The organism is Botrimarina hoheduenensis (genome assembly GCF_007859815.1).
Taxonomy (GTDB): Bacteria; Planctomycetota; Planctomycetia; order Pirellulales; family Lacipirellulaceae; genus Botrimarina; species Botrimarina hoheduenensis.
The window spans coordinates 146,274-167,028 of the sequence record NZ_SJPH01000007.1 but is presented as its reverse complement, the minus strand read 5'-3'; the positions used below and the strand labels follow the sequence as shown (position 1 = coordinate 167,028).

Genomic DNA, 20,755 nt, shown 5'->3' with positions numbered 1-20,755 from the left:
TCCCCCCGGCCGTGTTCGCCGCCCGCTGGCCCACCTCCGCTCCAGGGCCTGCTTCGGCTACGCCTCAGCAGGCCCCTCCGCTACGGAGGGCCAGCGGAGTAGAGTTCAACAATCCCGATTATCTCATCGCAGGTGGTACATAGATCGGGGGAAGGCCACACCCGGAGGCTTGCCCGCGACTGCGGGTAGCGCTTATAATTTCCGGGTCACACGACAGCTAAGCCCCTTTGGGGATCCCGCATACGCTGCGTCGATGCTCGCCCAGCTCGGCGTTCTCTCTTGCCCCCGAAGCGTTTGGTCGCGCTTCGGGGGCTTTTTTGTTGACCACGGTTCACAAAATCTCAGCCTGGTAAACTCTCGCGCATTCGGTTGAGAGTCTCGCGCTCGGCTTTCTCGTTCAGTCTGTGTTGCTCTAGCGCGTGGCTGTCGATGTGTTGCTCGATACAGTCTCGGCATAAGTCGCGAAGCCGGTCGGGCTCGATAGCCTCCAGCTCGACGCAAGGCCCCCGGAAGTTTTTGACGCGGGAGTCGGTACGCTTCGGCGGCGCGCCGGGTAGGCTCCAATCGGACACCTGTTTCTCCGTGACCGCGACCCGCACGAAACGGAACTCTCCCGATCCGTACCGTCGAACACTTTCTAGCGCGCTGCGGTCGATGTCGTTGCCGCTCGGATCGCGGTCCCCGAAGTAGTAGCACGTCGCCGGCTTGTTTTGTTCCCGAAGCGTTCGCGCTACTTCGTAGAGAAACGTCCGCGATCCGTAGCCCTTGAAAGGCCGCAATGGAACTCCCCATTCGTAAGTGATCGCACAGAGCACGCCCGCAGCCGATTCGCTCTCGCACCAGATTTCCACGTACTCCGGCTGATCCTGCCAGAGATTGCGGCGGTACAGCCGCTGGGTTTGCTCTAGGAATTCGCCCAGTCCACTGTAGCTGGCTCTCTGTCGAACCATGCGTGAAGAATCGACGATCCACGACCAAGGCAGGTCGCCACTCTCGCGCAACTGGCCCGTCAAGCGGCCGACGGCCTTGTAGCCCGCCTCGGTCTTCTGAATGTGCTTCCGCACCACCAATCGGTAGAACAGCTGGCGCAGCGTCAACGGCTGATAAGTTGCCGCTACGTTGACGATCCGCTGCCTGAGAAGGCTAACTTCCGCCTTCGTTCGGCGTTTTGTGAACCGTGGTCCACAAGATTCCGCGCGTTGTTTCAACCGGCCTTCGGTAGAATCCATGGCGTTCTCCAAGTTAAAGCCGGGCCGCCCTGCCTCCACAGCGGGCGGCCCGGCTTGTTTTCCGGTTTGCCCCCTCAGATAGCGGCCGCGCGCTCGATGAACTGGATTACGTCGGCGCCCCGGGCGTACTTGCAGCGCCCAACGCGTAGGGTCTTCAGCTCGACGCCAGCCGCACGGGCCTTCCGCATGGAAGTAGGCCCTAGGCCGGTCGCCCGCTGGAACTCGCGCAGCGTGTACAAAACTTGGGGATCGATTTTCGACGGCTCAGAACGCCGCTTTTGTTTCGCTGCTGGCATAGCACGGCCTCCGCTGGGCTAACGGGGGCGCATGCGGCGGGCAACAGAGCGCGCAGCCTCACCCCCCCAATGTGGAAGGGTGAGGCGCGGGGCGATGCATGCATCGCAGAGACCCCTTATCCCGACAGAATCGGGGCGGCGCATCGAGCGCGGCCTTCTAGGTCTCTGCCCTCACTTACAGGCCCGCTTCGCGGCTCGATCCGCGGGGGCCATCATCTGGTGATTATGTCGCGATTATAACGCGATGCGAGCAGCAGGGTAGCTGCGACGCAAAATAATTGCGGGGGTGTAGTGACGCGGGTGTTACCTCAAATGTTACCTAACGTGGTAACAACGCGCCAACGCATCACCAACGCACTAGCGTTTCTCCCGGCGTTTCCGGTGTTGTAGTGTTGTTAGCATGCGTGCTGTGCGACTTCTAATCCGCAGGTCGCAGGTTCGAGTCCTGCCGGGCGTGCTTCTCTTTCTCGTTGCCCATCAACGACTTACACAAAGTTTCTCCGTCAGACCCCCCGGATCGGCCTGGAACAAATCTGGAACACTTAGGGCACTTGCACGGCTCTCGCGTTGATCGCTCGTGCGACTGTCGCAGCGCAGCATCCTTCGAACCCATCGCTCACGGCGTTCTTCGGAGGAAACAGCATGCCCAGAGCGGATTGCTCTCTTCTTCAAGGCTCTTCAGCTTGCGGACCTCGGCGACGCCCATCCCGGCGTACCTCTTCTTCCAACGGTAGAACGTCTGCTCCGCGATCCCCATCTTCCGGGTGATCTCGGCGATCGCTGTCCCCGATTCGTGCTTGCGGATCGCGAACGCGATCTGCTCTTCCGTGTAACGCTTCCTCGGCATAGCTCTGGGCCCTCCTTACAAGTGCAAGTACTGAAAAAACTCGCACTCCGCTTGGGCCAGGAAACGGGGGATGGGGCAATAGGCCGTGTCGTTCTAACGACAATCGGTGCGTTGCCCCGACTTCGCGCTGCGCTGGGCTGCCAGAACGATGCCCATCGCCCGAAAGGCGTCTTCAAGACTCGAAGGACGCAGCACCAGGCTCGATACCGAACGGTGAAACTGCATCAGCAACTGCTCGCCGAGCGGGCGCTCATCTTGTAGCGACTCGATGTGCTGGCCGGCTTCGTCGAACCACACCAGCGAACCGGGCAGGTCCAGAAACGCGATGCCGCGCTCACACACCACCTGCAGGTCTGCTGCGCGGCGGAACGCGGCGGCCTCGGTCCACCCGGATGGCACGTAGCCGCCACAAGCAATCTGAGCGAGGACCGGCCGGCCCGGCGCGCTCGCATCGGGCTCAAACTCAAGCGTTACGAGCGAGTAGTCATGCTCTTCGGTTCCGCTGGTGGAAGGGTGCGTTGCGCACTGAACGCTGGTTGGCTCGCTCGCCGCGACATAACGGCACCAATCGACCATCTCAATCAAGCGGCGTGTGTGGCTCGGCGGACCGCTCTTAATACCGCCCGGACCCGAATGCTCAGCGCAGGGTTGGGCCACATGACGCTCGTTGCAGAACATCAGTCGCGGTTCGCCCAAACGCGTGGCGATCAGTTCCTTCAGACGGATCGTAGCGGGGGCCAATCGGAAGGGCAGCTCTGCCATGAAGGCGACACCCGACCGACGGACCCGGTCGCAGAGGGTCGACGCCTCTTCGGCTTGCATCTCGACCGAAGCACCGCAATAGACCGCCTTGCCGGCGTCGCAGGCCGCGTGGATTGGCAAGGCACCGAACCAGCGTCCCGACAGCATCAGGACCGCGTCGATATCCTCCGCAAAGGCGAGCGCGCGAAAGCCATCGATCGGGCGCGCGTGAAACTCTTCCGCGACCTGTTGGGCGCGGTGCGCAACCGGATCGCAGACCGCGCGGACTTCGTAACGCCCGCTGAGCGCTGCGAGCGCGGGTTGATGCCGACTCTGCCAAGTAGGGCCCAGGCCCACGACTCCGACGCGTAGCTTCAAGCAGCCGATCCTTGATTTATTCCCGCCTAGATCCGCTCGCCGCATTCGGGAAGCGTTCAGCAGACAGTATAAGGAATCGGCAGCCAAAACCACAAAACCAGTTAGAAACGGCTTTCGTGCGGATTAGCGTGATCTTACCGACGCTGAACGAGGCCCCAAATGTCGCGGGGGCGATTGCCAGCGCTCGCGCGATCGACTGCCCCCAGGCCCCCTTGGCAGAGGTAATTGTTGCCGACGGCGGCAGCGATGACGGAACAACGGACCGGGCGCAGGCTGCCGGCGCGACCGTTATAAACGCCCCCCGGGGCCGCGGGCGGCAACTGCGGGCGGGGATCGCTCGGGCCACGGGCGACGTCCTGCTGATGCTGCACGCCGACAATCGGCTCCCCCCCACGGCGGGCGAGCAGATCGCTCGGGCGCTGACCAATCCGCGTGTGGTGTGCGGCGCTTTCCGCCAACGGATCGACGCCACGGGATTCGGCTATCGGCTGCTCGAACAGGGCAACGCCTTCCGCGCCGGATGGCTGGGCCTGCCCTACGGGGACCAAGCAATCTTTCTGCGGCGCGAAGCGCTCGAAGCCCTGGGTGGCGTTCCGCCGCTTCCCCTCCTGGAAGAGATTGCGTTGATGCAGCGGTTCGGCCGGCAACGCCGAGAACGCGGCTATGGCCGACCCGTTCTCGTCCCGGGTCCGTTGCTGGTCTCAGCCCGCCGCTGGCAGCAAACGGGCGTTGTCCGGCAGACCTTGCGCAACTGGGGAATACTGTCGGCGTTCCTCCTGGGTACTCCGGCCGAACGGCTTGTTGCGTGGTATGCGCCGCCTAACTCCCCCGCCGAAGAGCGCGGAGAATCTTTGCCGCCTGCTACTTGAGCAAGGCGGACACTTCAGGCGTTTCCAGCTCACGCGCTGCCGCAGGCAGTCGCGGAGCGATCCAGCCGACCTTGCCGCGTCCCTCGCGTAGTCGATCTTCGACAGCGCGCACCACGTCGTCTGTGTCAGCATCCCAGACACGTGAGGCAAGCTCCGCATCGATCGGCATCATAGGCCTTACAAGCCGGAAGCCTACTCCGTTGGACGGATAGCTGGCAAACCACCAAGGGCTGCGTGGGAGATTGGGGTCGGCGTCCTTCCAGTCCGGATTGGTAACCAACCGAGCGGTGACGCTGATCTCTTCTAGCTCAGAGTCATAGTGCCCCCCTTTTGCTTGCATGGGGTAATCTTGCTCGGGCCAAGCGATGGCGGTTTGCCAATCAACACGTTTGCCGGACAGCGCGGGGCGACCTGCGGGCGTGGCGGCATCGAGCACCAGTTCTGCCACGTTGCCGAGCATATCGTGCAGCCCCCACGCATTGGGAAGCTTCTGGCCGACGGGGTGCGCCACGTAATCGGAATTGTCGATCGTCCAAGCGACCGCATCGAGATCTTTCGGCTCAGCGGCGGCGTCGGCTTGTGCGGCGTGCTGCCATTCGGCTTCGCTCGGCAGGCGATAACTCACCCCCGTGAGGCGACTCAGCCACTTCGTGAACTGCTTGGCGGCGAACGGTGTCATCGACACCGCGGGCAGATTCGGTTCGCGACCCGATTCGTAGGTGGTGCTGCTGTCATACAAAGCCGTTGGTGCCGTTACCGCGTCGATCTGGCAAAGTTCTGGCTCGCGAAGGATTGCTGCCCGCAGATTGGCGTGCTGAGCAAGCGTCTGCTCGACTTGGGATCGCCGCGGACCACGCGATAGCGTCCGTAGCTGTTCGATGCCGGTGAACGTGGCGTCCAATTGCATGAACTGCCAGTAGGCTTCCCAAGTGATCTCATGCCGACTGATCCAGTACGGCGCTAGTTCGACCTCGATGTATGACTCTTCTTCGGGGGTTGCTGTGGCATCCTCTGCATCAAAAGGCGCTACTGAGATGCGCACCACGCCGCCCGGGACCGGCACCATCTCGATCGTGGCCTCCGAGCCCGGCAGCGTCTGGTTGTAGGCAACCATGTGGCCCTTGGGAGTTGGTATCACGAGGCCCTCCGAGGGGGGCTCGGTGACAAGCCCCCGAGGCGCGCTGAGCGTTTCCGCCGGTGACTGCGCGAAGCTGCTCGTGCCGATGCCCAGCACCGTCAGCGCTGAGAGGACCAGTGTCACGACAATTGGGGCTGAGGTCATCAAGATTCGCCCGGGCGTTGAGAAAGATACCTTTAGCACGCGGCGGTTCTCAGAGGGTTGATTTTAAGGAGGGGTGAACACCGCGATCGGCCAACAGCTCGGCAACGCGCTCCATCGGCAAGCCAACAACGTTCGACTCGCTGCCGGCAACTACGTGGACAAAGCCCAGTCCATCTTGATAGCCAAAGCCGCCCGCCTTGCCTTCCCACGCCCCACTCTCCGCGTAGTTGGCAATCCAGGCCTCGCTCAGATCGTTCATGCGTAGAGTGGTGATAACCGCTTCGGCGTAGGGTTGACCGCGGGAGGTGAGCGTCGCGAGCGCCACCCCCGTGTAAACTCGATGCTCGGTGCCGCTAAGCATCCGCATCATAGCCACGGCGTGGTCTTCGTTGCGGGGTTTGCCGAGCACCTGGCCGCCGCATTCGGCAACCGTATCGGCCGCCAGAACCAGCGTAGTTGGCCGGGGATCTGCTTGCGCCCCTTTTAGGCGGAGTTGATCCAGCACGTCGCGGAGCTTTGCCACGGCCAGATCAACCACCAGTTGGGCCGGTCCGCAGGCCGAGCAAGCGCCCTCGGGTTCGGCCCCTTCGCGCGGCGATACCACCTGAAAAGCGTAACCGGCCGCTTCGAGCAGCTCACGGCGACGGGGTGAGGCACTGGCAAGGATCAGCTGGGGCGAACACATTGGCTAATTGGGGGGGGAGCAAGCGCCTCTCGCCGTAAGCTGCCCAACAGCGGGCGCGGCGGTGGCCGATTCGCGGACGATTAAGGCGGTAAACGATTATGCGGGTGCTATTTGAAGATAACCATCTGCTGGCGGTCGCTAAACCCGCGGGGCTGGCCACCATGGGAGTCGAAGCCGAGCGTGACTCGCTTGTCCAACAAGCCAAAGCCTATTTGCGTGACAAGTACAACAAGCCGGGCGAGGTGTACCTGGGGGTTGTCAGCCGGCTCGACCTGCCGGTGAGCGGCGTGCTGCTGCTGGCGCGCACCTCCAAAGCGGCGGCCCGACTGACGGCTGCTTTCAAAGGCCGAGAAGTGGAAAAACGCTATCTGGCCTGCGTGGAAGGGCGGCTCGAACCGGACGAAGCGACCCTCGAACATCATTTGGCAATCGACGAACGCAACCGCAAGACTTACGCCACTCAGCCCGATTCACCGGGCGCTCAACTGGCGCGGCTGCACTATCGGGTCGTTGCCCGCGAGCGCGAGACCAGCCTGCTGGAGGTGCGTTTAATCACCGGCCGTAAGCACCAGATCCGCGTACAGCTTGCCAAAGTAGGGACGCCCGTGGTGGGCGATGCTAAGTACGGGGCCACGCGCCCCTACAAGCCGGGCATCGCGCTGCACGCGTGGCGTTTGGCGCTCGAGCACCCCGTGCGACGAACCCCACTGCTTCTGGAAGCGCCACCGCCGAAAGGTTGGAACAAATGGTTCGACGCGGAGATGAAGGAAATACGCTCGACCCCGTAAGTTGGTCGTAGCCACTAGCTCCGTAGGCCCCACTGCTAAAGACTTCTTGGCGTTCCGACGACAACGGAAGTAGGGGTCGCGCCTGCGGAGGCGCACGGATGGTCGGCTACGGTTCCCGTCAAGACGATGCGCCGAGCAGCACAGCTATTAATGCCGCTAGTTTTTGTGCTAGCACAGGGAGCGCTAGCGGTCCTCGCTCGCGCCGAGCAACCCCGCGGCAACAACGCCGAAGCCGTTAAAGTTACCTACGTCACTGAGGCCGATCGACTCAACGTTGCTAGCGGAGGTGGGAGCTTTCCTCCGGCGTCGCTTTGTCTGCTCCAGATCGAGGGGCCTTCTACAACAGGCACGCCGGATCAGGCTGGCGTTACCCTTGTCGTTGAACCGCAGCACGAGAAACTCGGCTGGTGGGCCCGTAAGTTCGGCAAGGCTGCCGAGACGCCAGCGCCTGCGGCTGTTCGCAATCTAGTAATACCAACATCTGAGTTGCAGACGCTGCTAAGCACGCTCGAAACGGAGCGATTCTACGTGCGGTCCAAACCGCTGACGACCGATGTGTTTATCGCTGTAGAGAGCAGCGGAAAGCGGTTTGCGAAAGACTTCTACAGCCTGCCCCAGCTCGACGCGTTAGTGCTGCGCACGCTGCGTGAAGGCGAAGTGCCACCGACGATTGCTAGCAGCACTATCGCTCAGGTGCCGGCTCAGGGGTATCCAACAACGGTGGAGTTTTTGCCGTCTTCCGCAAACCAGTGCCGACGACTTCCACCGGTTTCCGAAGCGCTGCTTCGCTAGCTATGGCAGACCGACTGGCCGACGACTCGGCACGACTTCGGATTATGCGGCTTGCGTTAGGAATGCTCAGCAAACGCCCCATGCTGGTTTCCGCATCTCTGTGGAACGATAGAAGAAGTTAGCTCGGGCCGCCAGCGTCTGACGTGGCGTCCAATCAAGGAATAGCTAACAACTAGAACCACGGAGGGTTCGCGATGAGGCGGAACATTCTGGCGATCGCTGCGCTGGCGGCGTGCATGATCAGTGGTGGTGCCCACGGCGCCGAGCTCGACGCCCAACTGGCTTCGGCCAGCGACATGGACTCGGCGATCGAACTCTGCGGCTACAGTAACGCCTGCTGCTGCAACACGGGAATGCCAACCGTGGTCTTCGACGTCGACTTTATGTTCCTCAAGTACAACCAGTCGGGCGGCGTGCAGTCGAGCGACGCCGGCGAGATGATCGGCAACAAAGGTAACGCGGAGTTCGACTTCGAGTTCTCACCCCGCTTTACGCTGGGTGTCGAGAATTGCGACGGTCTCGGCGCACGAGTCCGTTACTGGTACTTCGACGAGTCCGCCCCCACCACGGGCAGTGGCGGTTTTGTCGCCGTCGATGCTTACACCTTCGACGCCGAAATCTACAAGCGGGTGCAGATCGCCCGCTCGACGTTCATCGAGGGCTTCGGTGGCATCCGCTGGAGCGAGTTTAATCTGTACGACGACACCGACCTCGAGTGGACCGTCGATGGCGTCGGCATTACGACCGGCTTGGAACTCAGCCAATACATTCGTTGCAACCACCGCTTGTACGCTCGCAGCCGTCTGTCGGTTGTGGCGGGCGATGTCTTCCTCGCGGATGAGGGCGATCTCGATGACTCGACGGGCATGGGTTTTGACAACACCAGCCTGCAAGTGGAACTCGCCGCTGGTTATGAAGGCAGAACGCGGATCGGTCGGGGCGTAACGCTGGTTTACGGAGCCGGCGCTGAGCTACAGAACTGGAGCGATGCGGCCATTAAGGGCGACGCCTCCGACGAAGCCTACCTGACCGACGCCGGCTGGAGCGGCTTCACGTTCCGCCTTGGTGCCGAGTATTGAGCAAGGTCCAATCTCTGCTAATCAGTCTCGATGCGATTCTGCCGTGCAGAGTCGCATCGAGGTTTTTTTTACGCGGTTAGGAGCACGTTCGGGCAGAAGGTCAGCCGCTAGCGATCGAATCGTTCATAAGGGTTTGCAGGCGCAGGAAGCTTGCGTCTATGTTGGCGGGGCGCTTGGCTGGGTCGCAGCCGGGCTTTTCATCTCGTTGAGCCGCGCTCTTGCCTACGCCCCCTTCTCCGCCGCCGCGTGGTGGTTCGTTTGAGCCCCCGCCTCTTCCCTCTGCCAATGACTTGGCAGGCGGCGCGTTGCGTTCGACGCTCTTCCGTCAAGCGCTCGTGACGAGCGGTTTGGTCGATGCGCTGCTGTTGAATCGCATTGATTCGGCGGTAGTCGCCAAGCTGCCCAAGAATGAACAGCAACAAGACGAATACTACGCGGCGCTATTGATCGAATCAGGCCGCGTGAATCGTTGGCAGATCGAGCAGCTCAACAAGGGACGCACCAAGTTCACGCTCGGCGCCTATCGCATTCTCGATTCCATCGGCAGCGGTGGTATGGGGCACGTGTTCAAGGGAGAACACGAGCTGTTGGGACGCGTCGAAGCGATCAAGGTGCTACCGCACAACCGCTCCACGCCTGAGGCCATTGCCAGCTTCCGGCACGAGATCCGCGCTCAAGCGCAGCTCGACCACCCGAACCTGGTGCGGGTTTCTTACGCCGATCGCGATGGCGAAACGTATTTCCTCGTCACCGAGTACGTGCCGGGAATCGACCTCCGCCGGTTGATCCGGCGCCGCATGGGACCGCTCCCCGAAGGGGTTGCCGCCTGCTTGATCGAACAGGCCGCGGTGGCGATCGACTACGCCCATCGCCGCGGACTGGTACACCGAGACGTGAAGCCCGGCAACCTGCTGCTGACGCCCGAGGGAGACGTCAAGGTGATCGATCTGGGACTAGCCTGGTTCCTTGACGAGGACGCCACCGGCGTCACGCCGCAGGGCAAGGGCAAGATCGTTGGCACGAGCGACTATCTGGCACCCGAGGTGATCCGTCATCCGGGCCGCATTGTGCCGGTCAGCGATATCTACTCGCTCGGCTGCACACTGTACTACGCGCTCACGGGCAAGGTTCCGTTCCCCGGTGGCAGTCACCTCGAAAAGATGCGTCGTCACGTGTCCGACGAGCCAACCAATCCCCTGACCCTAAACGACAAACTCTCTCCTACAGCGATCAATTTGCTTGGACGCATGATGGCCAAGAACCCCCGCGAACGCATCGAATCGGCCGCTCAGGTGGTCGACGCGCTCCGCTGGCTGCACGGCGAGCACGATCAACTTGCCGCGGCCGATCTCGTGGCGCAAGCGCTGCTGCGGCCCACCGAACGAAAGCGGCTGCTAACCAACGATCCGAGCGGCAACCTACCGGACACGATCGGTCTGCCGACCGACGTTTCGAGCCGTGTCGCCGAACAGCTTCACGAGCGAGAAAAGCAAGAAGCGGAGGACCCGGTTTACGACGACGGCGACACGCCCGCTTCGGAACCACCGGGTCCGAGCGGCTCGCTGTGGCGCCGTTTCACCGGCGGTTAGCGCGGCAAGAAGCTCCGCGTAACGCTGTGGCGACGCAGCAACCGAGGACATGGCTGAGGCGTTGGGGCATCGCTCATACGGCGGGGTACGGATCAGCCACCGGGTCGGCTGGACAGCACCTCGGCCTCAAGGTCACGCACCGCACGCGGATCGAAAGCGGCCGCGATCGCTTCGCGTGTCTTCAAAAATAGCCGTTCCAAACGCTGCTTCGAAACCGGATGATCGGCACGATACAGCTCTTCCAGCCGGGTGATGCGTTGGCTGAACTGAGCGCGTCCGGGCAGCCGCTCAAGCCGCTGGATCAGCTCACGCGCACGGTCGCCCTCGCCTTCCTCCAGACTGACCCGCGCACGTGCCAACAACAGATTCCGCCGTGCGGAAACGTCGAACAATTCTTCTTGCAGCTGGCTAACGCGTGTTTCGGCTTGCAGCCTCGGTGACTCGTTAAGCAAGGCCACCTCAACCACCGGCTCCGCCCCCGCGACAATCGGCAAGCTCGCCACCACAGCGCGACCGCAGCGTACGTGCGCCATAACGATCGGACGGGTAGCGGGGATCAGCGCTTCGCCTGCCGCATCGGTACGAGTCAATCGTTCAAGCTGATCGGACGCCCCGACCTCGCTCAGCAGCACTTCGTAGCCGCGCAGTCGCTGTTCGGGATGTTGCTGATCGACCAAGCGGAGCCGAGTCGGAGCCCGCTCTTCGCGCCGCACCGGGATCGCGATCTGTTCGACCCGCCCCCGACGCCGCGAGCCAAACGGGAGCCGCGTATGGCTCACCACGCGCGCCGTGCTGCGGGTTGAGTCGGCATCCTTCGCCTCGGGAAGCGCAATCAAGTAAGTCCAGGGCGTGATCTTGGCCCCCTCGGGCAGGGGCTCTCCCTGCCGATCCACGCGACGGGTGAACGGCAGCAGCACCGCATCGGCGGCAACGTTCGCGATTGCGTTGGTGGGCGCTAACTCAGCCCCGCGAAACGCCAACCACACACGACTCGGATCCTCGGGATCGACATCAAACGCTGCGATCGGACGGAACACATCGGTCACGGCGCTGAACACCGCATCAGGGGTCAGAGCCACTTCCGCGGCATAGGAGACCAGCGGGTTGCTCCATCGTCCCAGCGTTGTGTCGTACTCACGCGTGGTGAGCGTAACGCCGTCAGCTTCGGCGAGCCGGATGTCGAAGACTTTGTGGGGCGTCGGCGCACCGGTGAGCGGGGGGGCTTCTAAGCCGTCGGCAACGGTATCGCCAGAAGCCCAATCGATCTGAGCACGCCAGAATGAACCCAGCCTTGCTGTGAATCGATATTCCAACTCACGGGAGAGTGCCGCCCGTGCCGATTCGGTCGTCAGATGGGGACCCTGGCCCTGGAGACGCACCAGCACGCGATAGGGCGAGGCGGTCCACAGCGCCGGTGCCGCCTCGACACCACGGCACGGTACGAGAATCGCCAGCAGCGCGAACGCGATGAGCGACAGCCTAAGGTTTCGGAAGCAGATCATGGCTTGCCCCGTCGGCTCTGGTTTTGCCAATCGGCAAACGTTTGATAGAGATCAACCGTTTCATCGGGCAAGCCGGCGAGACTTTTTCGCCACGCGAAATGATCGACCGTTTGCCAGAGGGGAATCACCTGCAGATCGCCGTAAGCGATTTGAAAGATATCCGCCATCGCTTCGCTGAGTTGCTGTCCGCTGCTCGCGCGGGGCACGCGTTCCAGGGCCGCCAACAACGCCGAAGAACAGTCTCCCGCCACGCCGCCCGGACCGAGCACCTCCCACGCCTGGGTCATCGGCTCGTCCACACGGATCTCGGCGTAGCGCAGATCGTAATCGGTGGTCGTGGTTAGCTCGATTTCATCGACGATCTCGCGCAGCACGACCGTGGAGCCAATGGCCGAAAACTGCTCGGCGATGGTCTGGCACGCAAGCCGGGCGACGGGACTGGGCGGGTAGATCAGCACCAGCGGTGCGGGGTCTTCTTCTTCCGCATCGGCTTCTGCTTCGGTGTCGGTGTCGGTGTCGGTGTCGGCTTCTACCTGTGCCGAGCCCTGCGCCTCGCGCTGGAGCTTTGCTGCCAGCGCCAACAGGAGCCCTGCTAGACGCGGCTCGTGGGCCTGGGGGCTGATCGAATCTTGATAGGCATACCGGAGCGGATCACTCAGGGTCAGGCCGTAAGGAAACGGCCCTGAGATCGGACCGAAACCGCTCTCGCTCCGGCCGCCTAGTAGCAGTTCTTCGACAAAGTAGTCGCGTGGGACCAAGTAGCTCAACGCCCGGCGCGTATCGCGCTCGACCGCAAGCCGCGACTTGGGGCCCACCACAAGACAGTGCAGCGTGGGGGTGCGGTAGCGACCAACCGCCACCGCCTCGGACTTGCGAAGCGCCGCGATCCGCCAGGGTGGCACGTCGGCAAGCACGTCGAGGTCGCCCGCCAACAGATCACGCACCGCGTCGGTGTCGGTGCTGTAGCGCTTTTCGGCAAAGTAGGAAAAACCGGTTGGTCGTTTGGTCTGACTCTCGTAGACGGTCTCGTCGCGGGTTTTTTTGTTCAGCTTCCAGCCCTGCGGGGCGATACCCTCCAGCGACTGCGGGAGCGGGCCCAGCAACAGGCTTGGCGGATTGAGGTGGGGCACCTTGAGTCCCAGCTCGACGGTCCCCGGTGCGACCACCCGCACCGTCTTGAGCAATTCTGCCAGCGGCGCGAAAGCGGCTGGGGGATCCGCGGTAATCGTCAACAACTCCCGCGCCACCAAGTAGGCCGCGTCCGCCTCGGTTTGCAGAATCAACGGATCGATCAGGAGGCTCACCGAACGGCGATCGTCGGCCGCGATGACCTTGCCCAGCGGCGATCCGTAGACGCCCCCCTGCCCGCGGTAATCGTCGAGCCAGACCAGGGCATCGCTTCTGAGACGTCCGAGCCTGCGCGATGCCGGCCGGTCCACGCGACGCGGGGGTGCCGCTTTCCAGGGGGCCGGGACGAACACGCCGATCCGCACGGCGGGCGTCGCCCCCTGGATCTGCGAGAGCAGGCGTTCGCCACGCTCGCCTAGCGGCAGCAGCGCCGCAGCACCGAGCGCTTTTTCACGCGCCGCCCAGAATTCGCCCGCGGCGAGTGCCGCCTCGGCCTGATCGAACAGGGCCTGCTGAGCGACCAGCAAGCGCTGTTCCCAGACTTTCGGCGTGCGGAGCTTGAGGCCGGGGAACTGTGTGTTGAGCACGTCGATCGTCGTGCGCATGCCCCGATAATCTTCGGCCGTCCAGAGCGCTTCGAGCATCTGGCTGCCCACCGCGTCAACCGCGTTGGCGGTACCGCTGGCGGAAGGGGACCGCTCGTGCAAGGTTTGCAACAAAGCCAAGGCGTGGTCGTACTGGCCCTTGCGGAATCGTGCGAGCGCCTCCGCACGGAGCAGCCTCTGAAAGCCGACTTCTAGCCCCGGCCAGGCCGCGTCTAACTGCTCCAGACGAACCAGCAGCCGGAACGTTTTGCCGAAGTCTTGCTCACCCAGCGCCGAGGCCGCGGACTCAAGCAGCCGATCTTCAAACAACACCAACCGGCCAACAGCCGACCACTCGATCGTGAGCTGCTCGGCCGCGGCGTTGCGGGCGACTGCCTGCACTCGCCCCGAGGTTGGTAGACGAAACCCTCGACGAGTAGGCAGCGGCAACAGTTCAACACGCAGCTCGGTACCTTGCTTCAAGACAATCGTGTCGAACGGCTCGGCGCTCTCGACGGGCGGTTCTGCCCGCAAGAAGGTGCCGCTGAGGAGCCCAACACCAAGTGCCGCCAGGAGCAGGCCGCCCCGCAGCGGCACCCCCTCTCGCCCCGCTAGCGCGCCAAGCAATTGGCTGGTCTTGGCTAAGAAGTGCATGGGGTACGGAGAGACAGGTAAAAAAGGGGCGGGCAACAACGATTCAGCGATTTAGGGACTCGACACGACTAGCAGCGCGCCGTCGGCAGCGCAGATGAGCAGCCGGCTTCCCGACCGGCTGGGACCCGAGCCGAGGGTTTGGCCCAGATCGACCCGCGCGAGGGTCTCTCCCTCGTTGAGCGAGTATCTTCGGAGCACGCCCCGATCGGTTGCCACTAATACGCCGGGGCCCTCCGTCAGCGGCTCTCCGAGTGGCATCCCGTCGGACAGTGTTTGCCGCCAGACGACCCTGCCCTCGCCCGCGGTATCGAGCAGCACGAGCTCGCTCGCCCTGTCCTGCTGCGGGGCTGTCGCGAGCAGCGCCAGCGTTGAGTCGTTCTCGCCCACGGCGAAGGGGCCCCATACGGTTGGTGCCCCGATCTCGATAAAATGTGGTTCACCAAGGGCGGGCTCCTCGTAAAGCGCCATGCGGCCGGCACTGAGCCCGACAAGCACGCGTCGACCAACAAGCGTGATCGGTCCGGTCGGTTGAGCGCCTTCCAGGCGATGTGAGCCGGCTAGTTCGAGCGCCGCACCGTCTGCCGAAACTCGCAAGCCGTACACCATCTCAACCCCGTCAGCAATCACCGCCACAGCGGTGCCATCGACCGTCCCCGCCGCGGGCGCAACCCAAGCAATCGGCTGACCAGGACGCAGCGTCGGTTGGAAAGGGGTCGCCAGGTTCCGGCCCGCCTGGTCGAGGTACAAAACCTGTCCGATTTCTAAAGGGGCAAGCCACCCCTGCCCCAACGCCGTAGGAGCGGTTGCCAGTGTCTCGGGCAAACGGATGGTTGCTGCTTGCGGCCGGGGGCTGAGGGCGACCGCCAGATAAAGGTCTTGCTGCGGGTTACTTATCACCAATCGCCCGCCTCCCAGCGACGTTAACTGCGTGTATCTCTCGGACAGGCCACGCCGTGCAGGAGCTGTAGCGGTCGCTCGGTCGATCACGCCGGCGCTGATCGCGTCGCGGTCGATCAGGTACACCGCTCCCGACTTGCTAACGGTCATCACTCCCGCCGGACGAGCCAGTGTCTGCGGAGTCATGAGCGGTGGGGCCGCAACCTCGGTCTGCCAGACAGGCTTGCCCGTCGTCATGTCGGTCGCCGCCAAGGCGACCGCATCGCGATCCTTCAACCGGCGCGCATGCAGCAGTGCCTTACCGTTTACAACGAGTGGTCCGACAAAGCGATCGCCCGAAAAGTCCTCGGGCAGTCGCTCCACGACAAGCCGATTCTCAGCGAGCGAGGCCAGGCTTTTCTGCAGTCGCTCTTCCGCGATCCACAGCGCGCCCTCAGCGTAAGCGATCGATTGGGTCGCCGTCGCGTCGCGTCCTGGCGACCGCTTGGCCACGCGATTCACTTGGACATTATCAGCGTTGGAAGTGATCTCGAAGATCGAGACTTCCCCCCGGTCGGTCGCGACCACCAGGCGTCTGCCCGCCACCACCGGCGGAGCCGTCACCGCCCCTTCCAGACGTTCTTGCGCGAGCAACTCGCCGGGCAGGCCCCCGTCTCCCAGACGATAGACCCGCAACTCGGCGGTCTGATAGCCGATGTTCTCGATAAGCGACAAGGTGCGCTCGATAACGGCGGGCGGAACGGCGATGCTCGCGGCGGCGTGCCCCGTGACGGTTACGGCTAGGCAATCCAGCGAATCGGCATCGAGCGTGTAGAGCGACGCGCTCTCTCCCAAAACGTAGAGTCGGCCGGTGACCGGGTCGCGGCTCGGCGGGGTCCGCAGGGGCTGCGCGAAGACTACGGCACCCTCGCGCTGGCCGCTGGCCGCCTCAAAAGCCAACAGCGATCCCGCCTCGGTCGTCATCAACACCCGCTTGCCGGCGATCAGAGGCGTCGAGCCGGGGCCAGGAAGGGGAGCTCGCCAACGATCCTCGCCGGTTTGGGCGTCCACCGCCACCAACTCGCGGCGACGATCATCGACAAGCAGCCAAGCGTCACCGCTCGCGATCGGCTGTGATGGTGTGACTTCCACCCCGATCGGCCTACGCCAACGGAGCGAACCGGTACCCGCCTCGACGGCGTAAGCGAAACCGTTATGCACCGATACCATTAGACCCGGGGCGTCGATTTCCCCCGCAAGCGTGCGATCGACCACCGCAATCGTGCGGCTCACCGAAGAAGCCGCGGCACCGGTCTCAGCCGGAATCGGTTCGGCGGTGAACTTGGCAGCGACACGCTCGGCCTCGGCCACAACCCCCAGCGCTGCTATCAGCTTGGGTTCGCTGGCAAGCTGCGGATACGCCCGCACAAACTCGGCGTGCGCCGCAAAAGCATCGCGGATTTCACCGCCGCCACTGGCGCTCTCGATCCTTTCGATCACCTTGCTGAGCGCCTCAAGGGCTTCCGCCCGAAGCTCCACCCGGGTCAGCAGCGCACGAATCGCGGAGAGCTCGCTCTCTTCGCGAAGTGATTTGGGGACGTACTTCGTGTTGGCAATCATCGCGAGCGCCTGCTCGGCCCCCTTCGCCGCGGTTGCCGCGCTCGCGCTGTCGCCGCTGCGCGAAGCGGCGTCGGCCTTCTCGGCCAAGAGCTGCGCGATCTGCGGCAGCAAAGCCGCCAGCTCACCGCGGGCTTCGGAGAACGCTTCTTCGTCTTCGATGAGAGGAGTTTCGGTCGCCGCAATCTCGAGCGCCAACGCGGGATCGCGGGCCGTGTCGAGCGCCTGGCGGATTCTGGCGACCGATAGACGCACGCGCGCGGCGCTGTGCTCGGCATGGGTCGGGTAATCCGCGACAAATTTCTCGAAGCGGGCGATCGCCTGCTGATAGGAAGCGGTCTCGTACGATTCCTGAGCGGTGCGAAAAACCTCGTCTCCCGACTCTTTTCCGATGAGAAACACCAGCGCACCGCCAACGAGCAAGAGCAACGCCAAACCGCCACCACCGAGCAGGAACAGCGGTGAATCGAACTCGTTGGCCTTGGCCTTCTTCAAGTGACGGCGACGGGTCGAGCGGGCCGCGGGCGCGTCTTCGGACGCGGCCGATGCGTCGGCGTCGAGCCCTTCCGAGTCGAGATACTCGACTTCGGGGGCGACTTCATCCGACAGAGCCGCGGGCAGATCGTCCTCATCCGCGACGACACTAAAGAGCTCCTCGTCGTCGGGAGCGAGCAGCGCTTCGCCGAACGGGCTGTTCAGCACCTCGTCGGCTTGCTCTTGGGTTAGCGCCCCCGCTTCCACCAGGAAACGGGCAGCCGCGGCACCCGAGAGCACGCCGCTGCTGCCCCTGACTTTTTGGCGCAGCCGACTCAACAGCGACTCGGGAACGAGCTGCCGGAGGGCAACGGCTTCGATAAATTCTTCGGCGGTGAGCACGGCGGCGGTGTTGCGGGGGATCAGTAGAAAGGGTTAAGCGGCGTTTATCACAAACGGGGGGATGGCCGTATGATGTCGGCAACAATTCGGTCAGCAGCTACTCGTCGGCGTCCTCGAACAGCATCACGCGGATCTGTTCGACCCCGCTCGAAGAGCCCGCGTCGAGCGCAGCAACGACAAACTCGTGCGTGGCATCTCCGCTGGCCTGAACCAACAAGCGATTGAACGCCTCGACTGCGCCGGGCGCTGCGCGCGCCTCGCGCACCCGGGTCCGCATCGACTGCTTGCTGGGCGAACGCTTCTCTTCGGTCCATGCGGGACAGCCGACCCAGTAAATGTTGTCGCTATCGACACGCACCACGATCGAATCGGCTTCCAACTCTTCAACGGTCTGCACCGATGCCGATTGGTCCTGACTGGCGGGCGGCACCTCGATCGCCTTCTGCAAAGCGAACGCGGCGGTAATCATAAAGAAGATCAGCAGCAAGAACGTCACGTCGACCATCGGCGTCATGTCCAGCTCGTCGTCTTCGCCTCCGCGGGCCCGCACCCGCAAAATCGGTAGCGCAGCCGCGACCACATCGGGCGTCTCGATCGCTTCGTTGTTGGGGCTGCCGCTTTGCATGCAGGGAAAAGATGTTATTGAGGGACGGTGTTGCTGAGGGACGGTGTTGCTGAGGGACGGTGGCGCTGAGGGGAAGGTGGTGGGACCGTGTGAATGATTGAATCGCTACTCGTTGAATCGCTACTCGTTGTCGAGCACCGCCAGGTGCAGTCGCACCCCTTCGGTCTGCGAGGCATCGGAGATCAGCTTGGCGACCTCACGGTACGGCACGCCGCGGTCGGCCTTGATGACAACACTCGTTTTGTTCTCACGCAGGCCTTTGCCGATGGCGTCGCGGACCTGACCGGCTCGTTCTTCGGGGTCCTCAGAAAGCTGGGCCTCGGGCACACGGCCGTCCGCCGCATAAACCGGTGCCGAACCGACACCCGCTTCACCGATTGTGAACACGATTGATTCGAGCTGGCTCACCGCTTTGCCGTGCAACGCATCGGGCAACTCGATAGCGGTCTGCTGATCGGGCACGGAACTCACCAGGAAAAAGATCAGCAGCAAGAACGTCACGTCGATCATCGGCGTGATGTCGATATCTTCTTCGTCACCGCCGCGTTTGCGGCGGGCGGCGGCGGCGGTCGGTGAGGCGGCGAGCGAGCTTCGCAAGAAAGGGTCCGTAAGAGTTTCAACGCAATAAACGATTCAAAGGGTTGGCATTCCCCAGCAGGTCAACGCAACCGCAGGGACTCCAACAAACGCGAGAGCCCGGCCGCCACAAGGTCTTCCATCTTGCGGATGCGTGAGTTGATCCCTTCCTTGGTCAGCAGCAGGGGTACCGCGATCGAAAGCCCCAGCGCGGTCGTGATCAGGGCGAACATGATGTCTTCGGCCATTTTGCCGGTATCGACCTTGGTCCCCGAGCTGAGATTGGCGAAGGCCCCCATCATGCCGATCACCGTTCCGAGCAGACCCACCATCGGGGCGCTCTTGATGACGGTCGATACCCAACTGAGCCGATGCTCGATGTCAGCCAAGACGTCGAGCTGAAACCGCTCAGCGAGCTGGCGTTCGATCCGCTCGGCCCCCTGCTCCCGGTTCTCGATCGCGTACAGGGCGAGTTGCGGCATCGCGCGGCGGTCATCGACGCAGACCTCGATCGCTTTATCGATCTTGCCCTGCGCGAGCTGCTCATCGAGCTCGTCAAGAAAAGCGTCTTGCTCTTCTTCGTTGCGAAACCGCGTCGCCGAGACCCGGCGCCAGACCAGGATCGCGCAAAAGGCACCCCACATCGCCACGGCTGCCAGCAACCCGTAAATGAGGTAGCCGATGATCAGAAACAACTGTTCGAACTGCATGGTCGCCAGAACGAGTTAGAGGTTGGCGAAAAGCCAGTGGCATGGTGACGGAGGCGGGCGACGCGTGCCCAGCCGCACTTTTCGGGGGGGCGTCAGGACTTGTAGCGTTGTTCCTCGACTCGCAGATTGAACCCTCCGGCAGCCCGCTCAACGCGGAACACCGTTACGCTCACTTGATTCAGCGGACGATCGCCCGCTTTTTCCTTCTCCAGGGCCAGCAACCGCTGGGCGGTTTCGGGACCGCAGAACAGCAGGATGATCGTCCCCTTATCCGAGATGCCTGCCTTGCGAGCCAACCGCAGATCGAGCGGTTCAAGCGGCGTGTCGCGGGTGTTGAAGTATAGTCGCCCCTCGGTGGCGGGGTCTCCCGTTCGGATCGTGGGCCGGTCCTGCGCGAGGTTCGTGGCGTAATAAACCTGATCGTCCGTCCCCAGCACCCCCAACTCGATACCCGCTCCGTCCATCCAACGGGCGTACTCGAGGAGCGTGTCGGGCTCGAAACGCAGCTGCCGCTGGGGCTCTTCGCCGTAACGCCCCGTACCATCGGTGTTTGTTGAACGGGAGTCGCCCAGCCCGTCGCCGCGGGTCGGCTGCGAGGGGTTGGTCGCCTCGTCGTCGAACAGCGCGGTCTGCGACGAGATGAGTCCCTCCATCAGATTCAGCTTGTCCGATAGCTCGGGTTCGATCTGTTCGGGCGCGTTGTCCAGGCCGGGGGTTCCTTCGTTGCCGGCACCACGGACCGGATCGTCCGCCCGCGGCAGGGGCGAAACCGCCTCGACCGGGATCGCCGCGGTAACTGTCACCACCCGCGACGTAAAGAACACCACGACGAGCCCCGCGACGACCAGCGCCGTGATCGCCAATAACGCCGTCAAGATGCTCGACGCCCGGTCGAACGCGTTGACTTGCAGCGCGTAGTGTGACTCACCCTGCCTGGCGGCGGAGCGGCTCGTCGATGTTACGCGGGCGGGTGGCAAAGAAAGGCTTCGAGGGGCGTAAGGGGAAGGCTTAAGCGGAGGGGGGTAAGCAAGA

General features: G+C 63.3%; 17 protein-coding genes and 1 pseudogene. 5 read left to right on the top strand and 13 right to left on the bottom strand.

The features are described from left to right. Positions 1-341: 341 nt before the first annotated feature. The 4 genes and pseudogenes from Pla111_RS14155 to Pla111_RS14140 form a co-directional block, all read right to left on the bottom strand. The gene (locus Pla111_RS14155; RefSeq protein ID WP_146575099.1) at positions 342-1,097 is read right to left on the bottom strand and encodes a hypothetical protein; all 756 of its coding nucleotides are present in this window, start codon (positions 1,095-1,097) and stop codon (positions 342-344) included. Between the two features lie 206 nt (positions 1,098-1,303). Continuing rightward, the gene (locus Pla111_RS14150) at positions 1,304-1,525 is read right to left on the bottom strand and encodes a hypothetical protein (RefSeq protein ID WP_146575098.1); all 222 of its coding nucleotides are present in this window, start codon (positions 1,523-1,525) and stop codon (positions 1,304-1,306) included. A 649-nt stretch (positions 1,526-2,174) separates the two neighbouring features. Continuing rightward, positions 2,175-2,372: pseudogene (locus Pla111_RS14145) on the bottom strand (transposase); the annotation flags it as partial. A 93-nt stretch (positions 2,373-2,465) separates the two neighbouring features. Next, positions 2,466-3,491: a Gfo/Idh/MocA family protein gene (locus tag Pla111_RS14140; RefSeq protein ID WP_146575096.1), complete on the bottom strand. Its 1,026-nt coding sequence runs from the start codon at positions 3,489-3,491 to the stop codon at positions 2,466-2,468. A gap of 128 nt (positions 3,492-3,619) precedes the next feature. Here Pla111_RS14140 and Pla111_RS14135 point away from each other — a divergent pair, with 128 nt between their 5' ends. Continuing rightward, complete coding sequence (locus Pla111_RS14135) at positions 3,620-4,360, top strand: TIGR04283 family arsenosugar biosynthesis glycosyltransferase (protein ID WP_231931056.1); 741 nt, start codon at positions 3,620-3,622, stop codon at positions 4,358-4,360. On the opposite strand, the gene Pla111_RS14130 is transcribed toward Pla111_RS14135, so the two are convergent. Next, a complete protein-coding gene (locus tag Pla111_RS14130; RefSeq protein WP_146575094.1) occupies positions 4,353-5,642 on the bottom strand; it encodes a formylglycine-generating enzyme family protein in 1,290 nt (429 codons plus the stop codon). The genes Pla111_RS14135 and Pla111_RS14130 overlap by 8 nt on opposite strands. A gap of 49 nt (positions 5,643-5,691) precedes the next feature. Continuing rightward, on the bottom strand, positions 5,692-6,327 hold the full coding sequence (locus tag Pla111_RS14125) for a Maf family protein (protein ID WP_146575093.1): 636 nt from the start codon (positions 6,325-6,327) through the stop codon (positions 5,692-5,694). Positions 6,328-6,425: 98 nt separating this feature from the next. On the opposite strand from Pla111_RS14125, the gene Pla111_RS14120 reads away from it, so the two are divergent. The 4 genes from Pla111_RS14120 (at position 6,426) to Pla111_RS14105 (ending at position 10,575) form a co-directional block, all read left to right on the top strand. Then, positions 6,426-7,115 (top strand): RluA family pseudouridine synthase, encoded by a 690-nt coding sequence (locus Pla111_RS14120; RefSeq protein WP_146575092.1) that lies wholly within the window; start codon positions 6,426-6,428, stop codon positions 7,113-7,115. A gap of 150 nt (positions 7,116-7,265) precedes the next feature. Then, complete coding sequence (locus Pla111_RS14115; RefSeq protein ID WP_231931054.1) at positions 7,266-7,907, top strand: hypothetical protein; 642 nt, start codon at positions 7,266-7,268, stop codon at positions 7,905-7,907. A gap of 194 nt (positions 7,908-8,101) precedes the next feature. Next, complete coding sequence (locus tag Pla111_RS14110; RefSeq protein WP_146575090.1) at positions 8,102-8,986, top strand: hypothetical protein; 885 nt, start codon at positions 8,102-8,104, stop codon at positions 8,984-8,986. Positions 8,987-9,204: 218 nt separating this feature from the next. Next, complete coding sequence (locus tag Pla111_RS14105) at positions 9,205-10,575, top strand: serine/threonine-protein kinase (RefSeq protein ID WP_146575089.1); 1,371 nt, start codon at positions 9,205-9,207, stop codon at positions 10,573-10,575. Between the two features lie 92 nt (positions 10,576-10,667). Here Pla111_RS14105 and Pla111_RS14100 read toward each other — a convergent pair whose 3' ends face one another. The 7 genes from Pla111_RS14100 to Pla111_RS14070 form a co-directional block, all read right to left on the bottom strand. Then, positions 10,668-12,077: a hypothetical protein gene (locus Pla111_RS14100; RefSeq protein WP_146575088.1), complete on the bottom strand. Its 1,410-nt coding sequence runs from the start codon at positions 12,075-12,077 to the stop codon at positions 10,668-10,670. Next, complete coding sequence (locus Pla111_RS14095) at positions 12,074-14,443, bottom strand: ABC transporter substrate-binding protein (protein WP_146575087.1); 2,370 nt, start codon at positions 14,441-14,443, stop codon at positions 12,074-12,076. The genes Pla111_RS14100 and Pla111_RS14095 overlap by 4 nt, the downstream gene beginning before the upstream one ends. Before the next feature lie 51 nt (positions 14,444-14,494). After that, positions 14,495-17,812 (bottom strand): outer membrane protein assembly factor BamB family protein, encoded by a 3,318-nt coding sequence (locus Pla111_RS14090; RefSeq protein WP_146575086.1) that lies wholly within the window; start codon positions 17,810-17,812, stop codon positions 14,495-14,497. A 97-nt stretch (positions 17,813-17,909) separates the two neighbouring features. Continuing rightward, on the bottom strand, positions 17,910-18,437 hold the full coding sequence (locus Pla111_RS14085) for an ExbD/TolR family protein (protein WP_146575085.1): 528 nt from the start codon (positions 18,435-18,437) through the stop codon (positions 17,910-17,912). A gap of 120 nt (positions 18,438-18,557) precedes the next feature. After that, positions 18,558-19,034 (bottom strand): ExbD/TolR family protein, encoded by a 477-nt coding sequence (locus Pla111_RS14080; RefSeq protein WP_146575084.1) that lies wholly within the window; start codon positions 19,032-19,034, stop codon positions 18,558-18,560. A gap of 62 nt (positions 19,035-19,096) precedes the next feature. After that, positions 19,097-19,723 carry a MotA/TolQ/ExbB proton channel family protein gene (locus tag Pla111_RS14075; protein WP_146575083.1) on the bottom strand — a complete coding sequence of 209 codons (627 nt, stop codon included), beginning with the start codon at positions 19,721-19,723 and terminating at the stop codon, positions 19,097-19,099. Between the two features lie 92 nt (positions 19,724-19,815). Further along, positions 19,816-20,700 carry a hypothetical protein gene (locus tag Pla111_RS14070; RefSeq protein ID WP_146575082.1) on the bottom strand — a complete coding sequence of 295 codons (885 nt, stop codon included), beginning with the start codon at positions 20,698-20,700 and terminating at the stop codon, positions 19,816-19,818. Positions 20,701-20,755 lie beyond the last annotated feature (55 nt).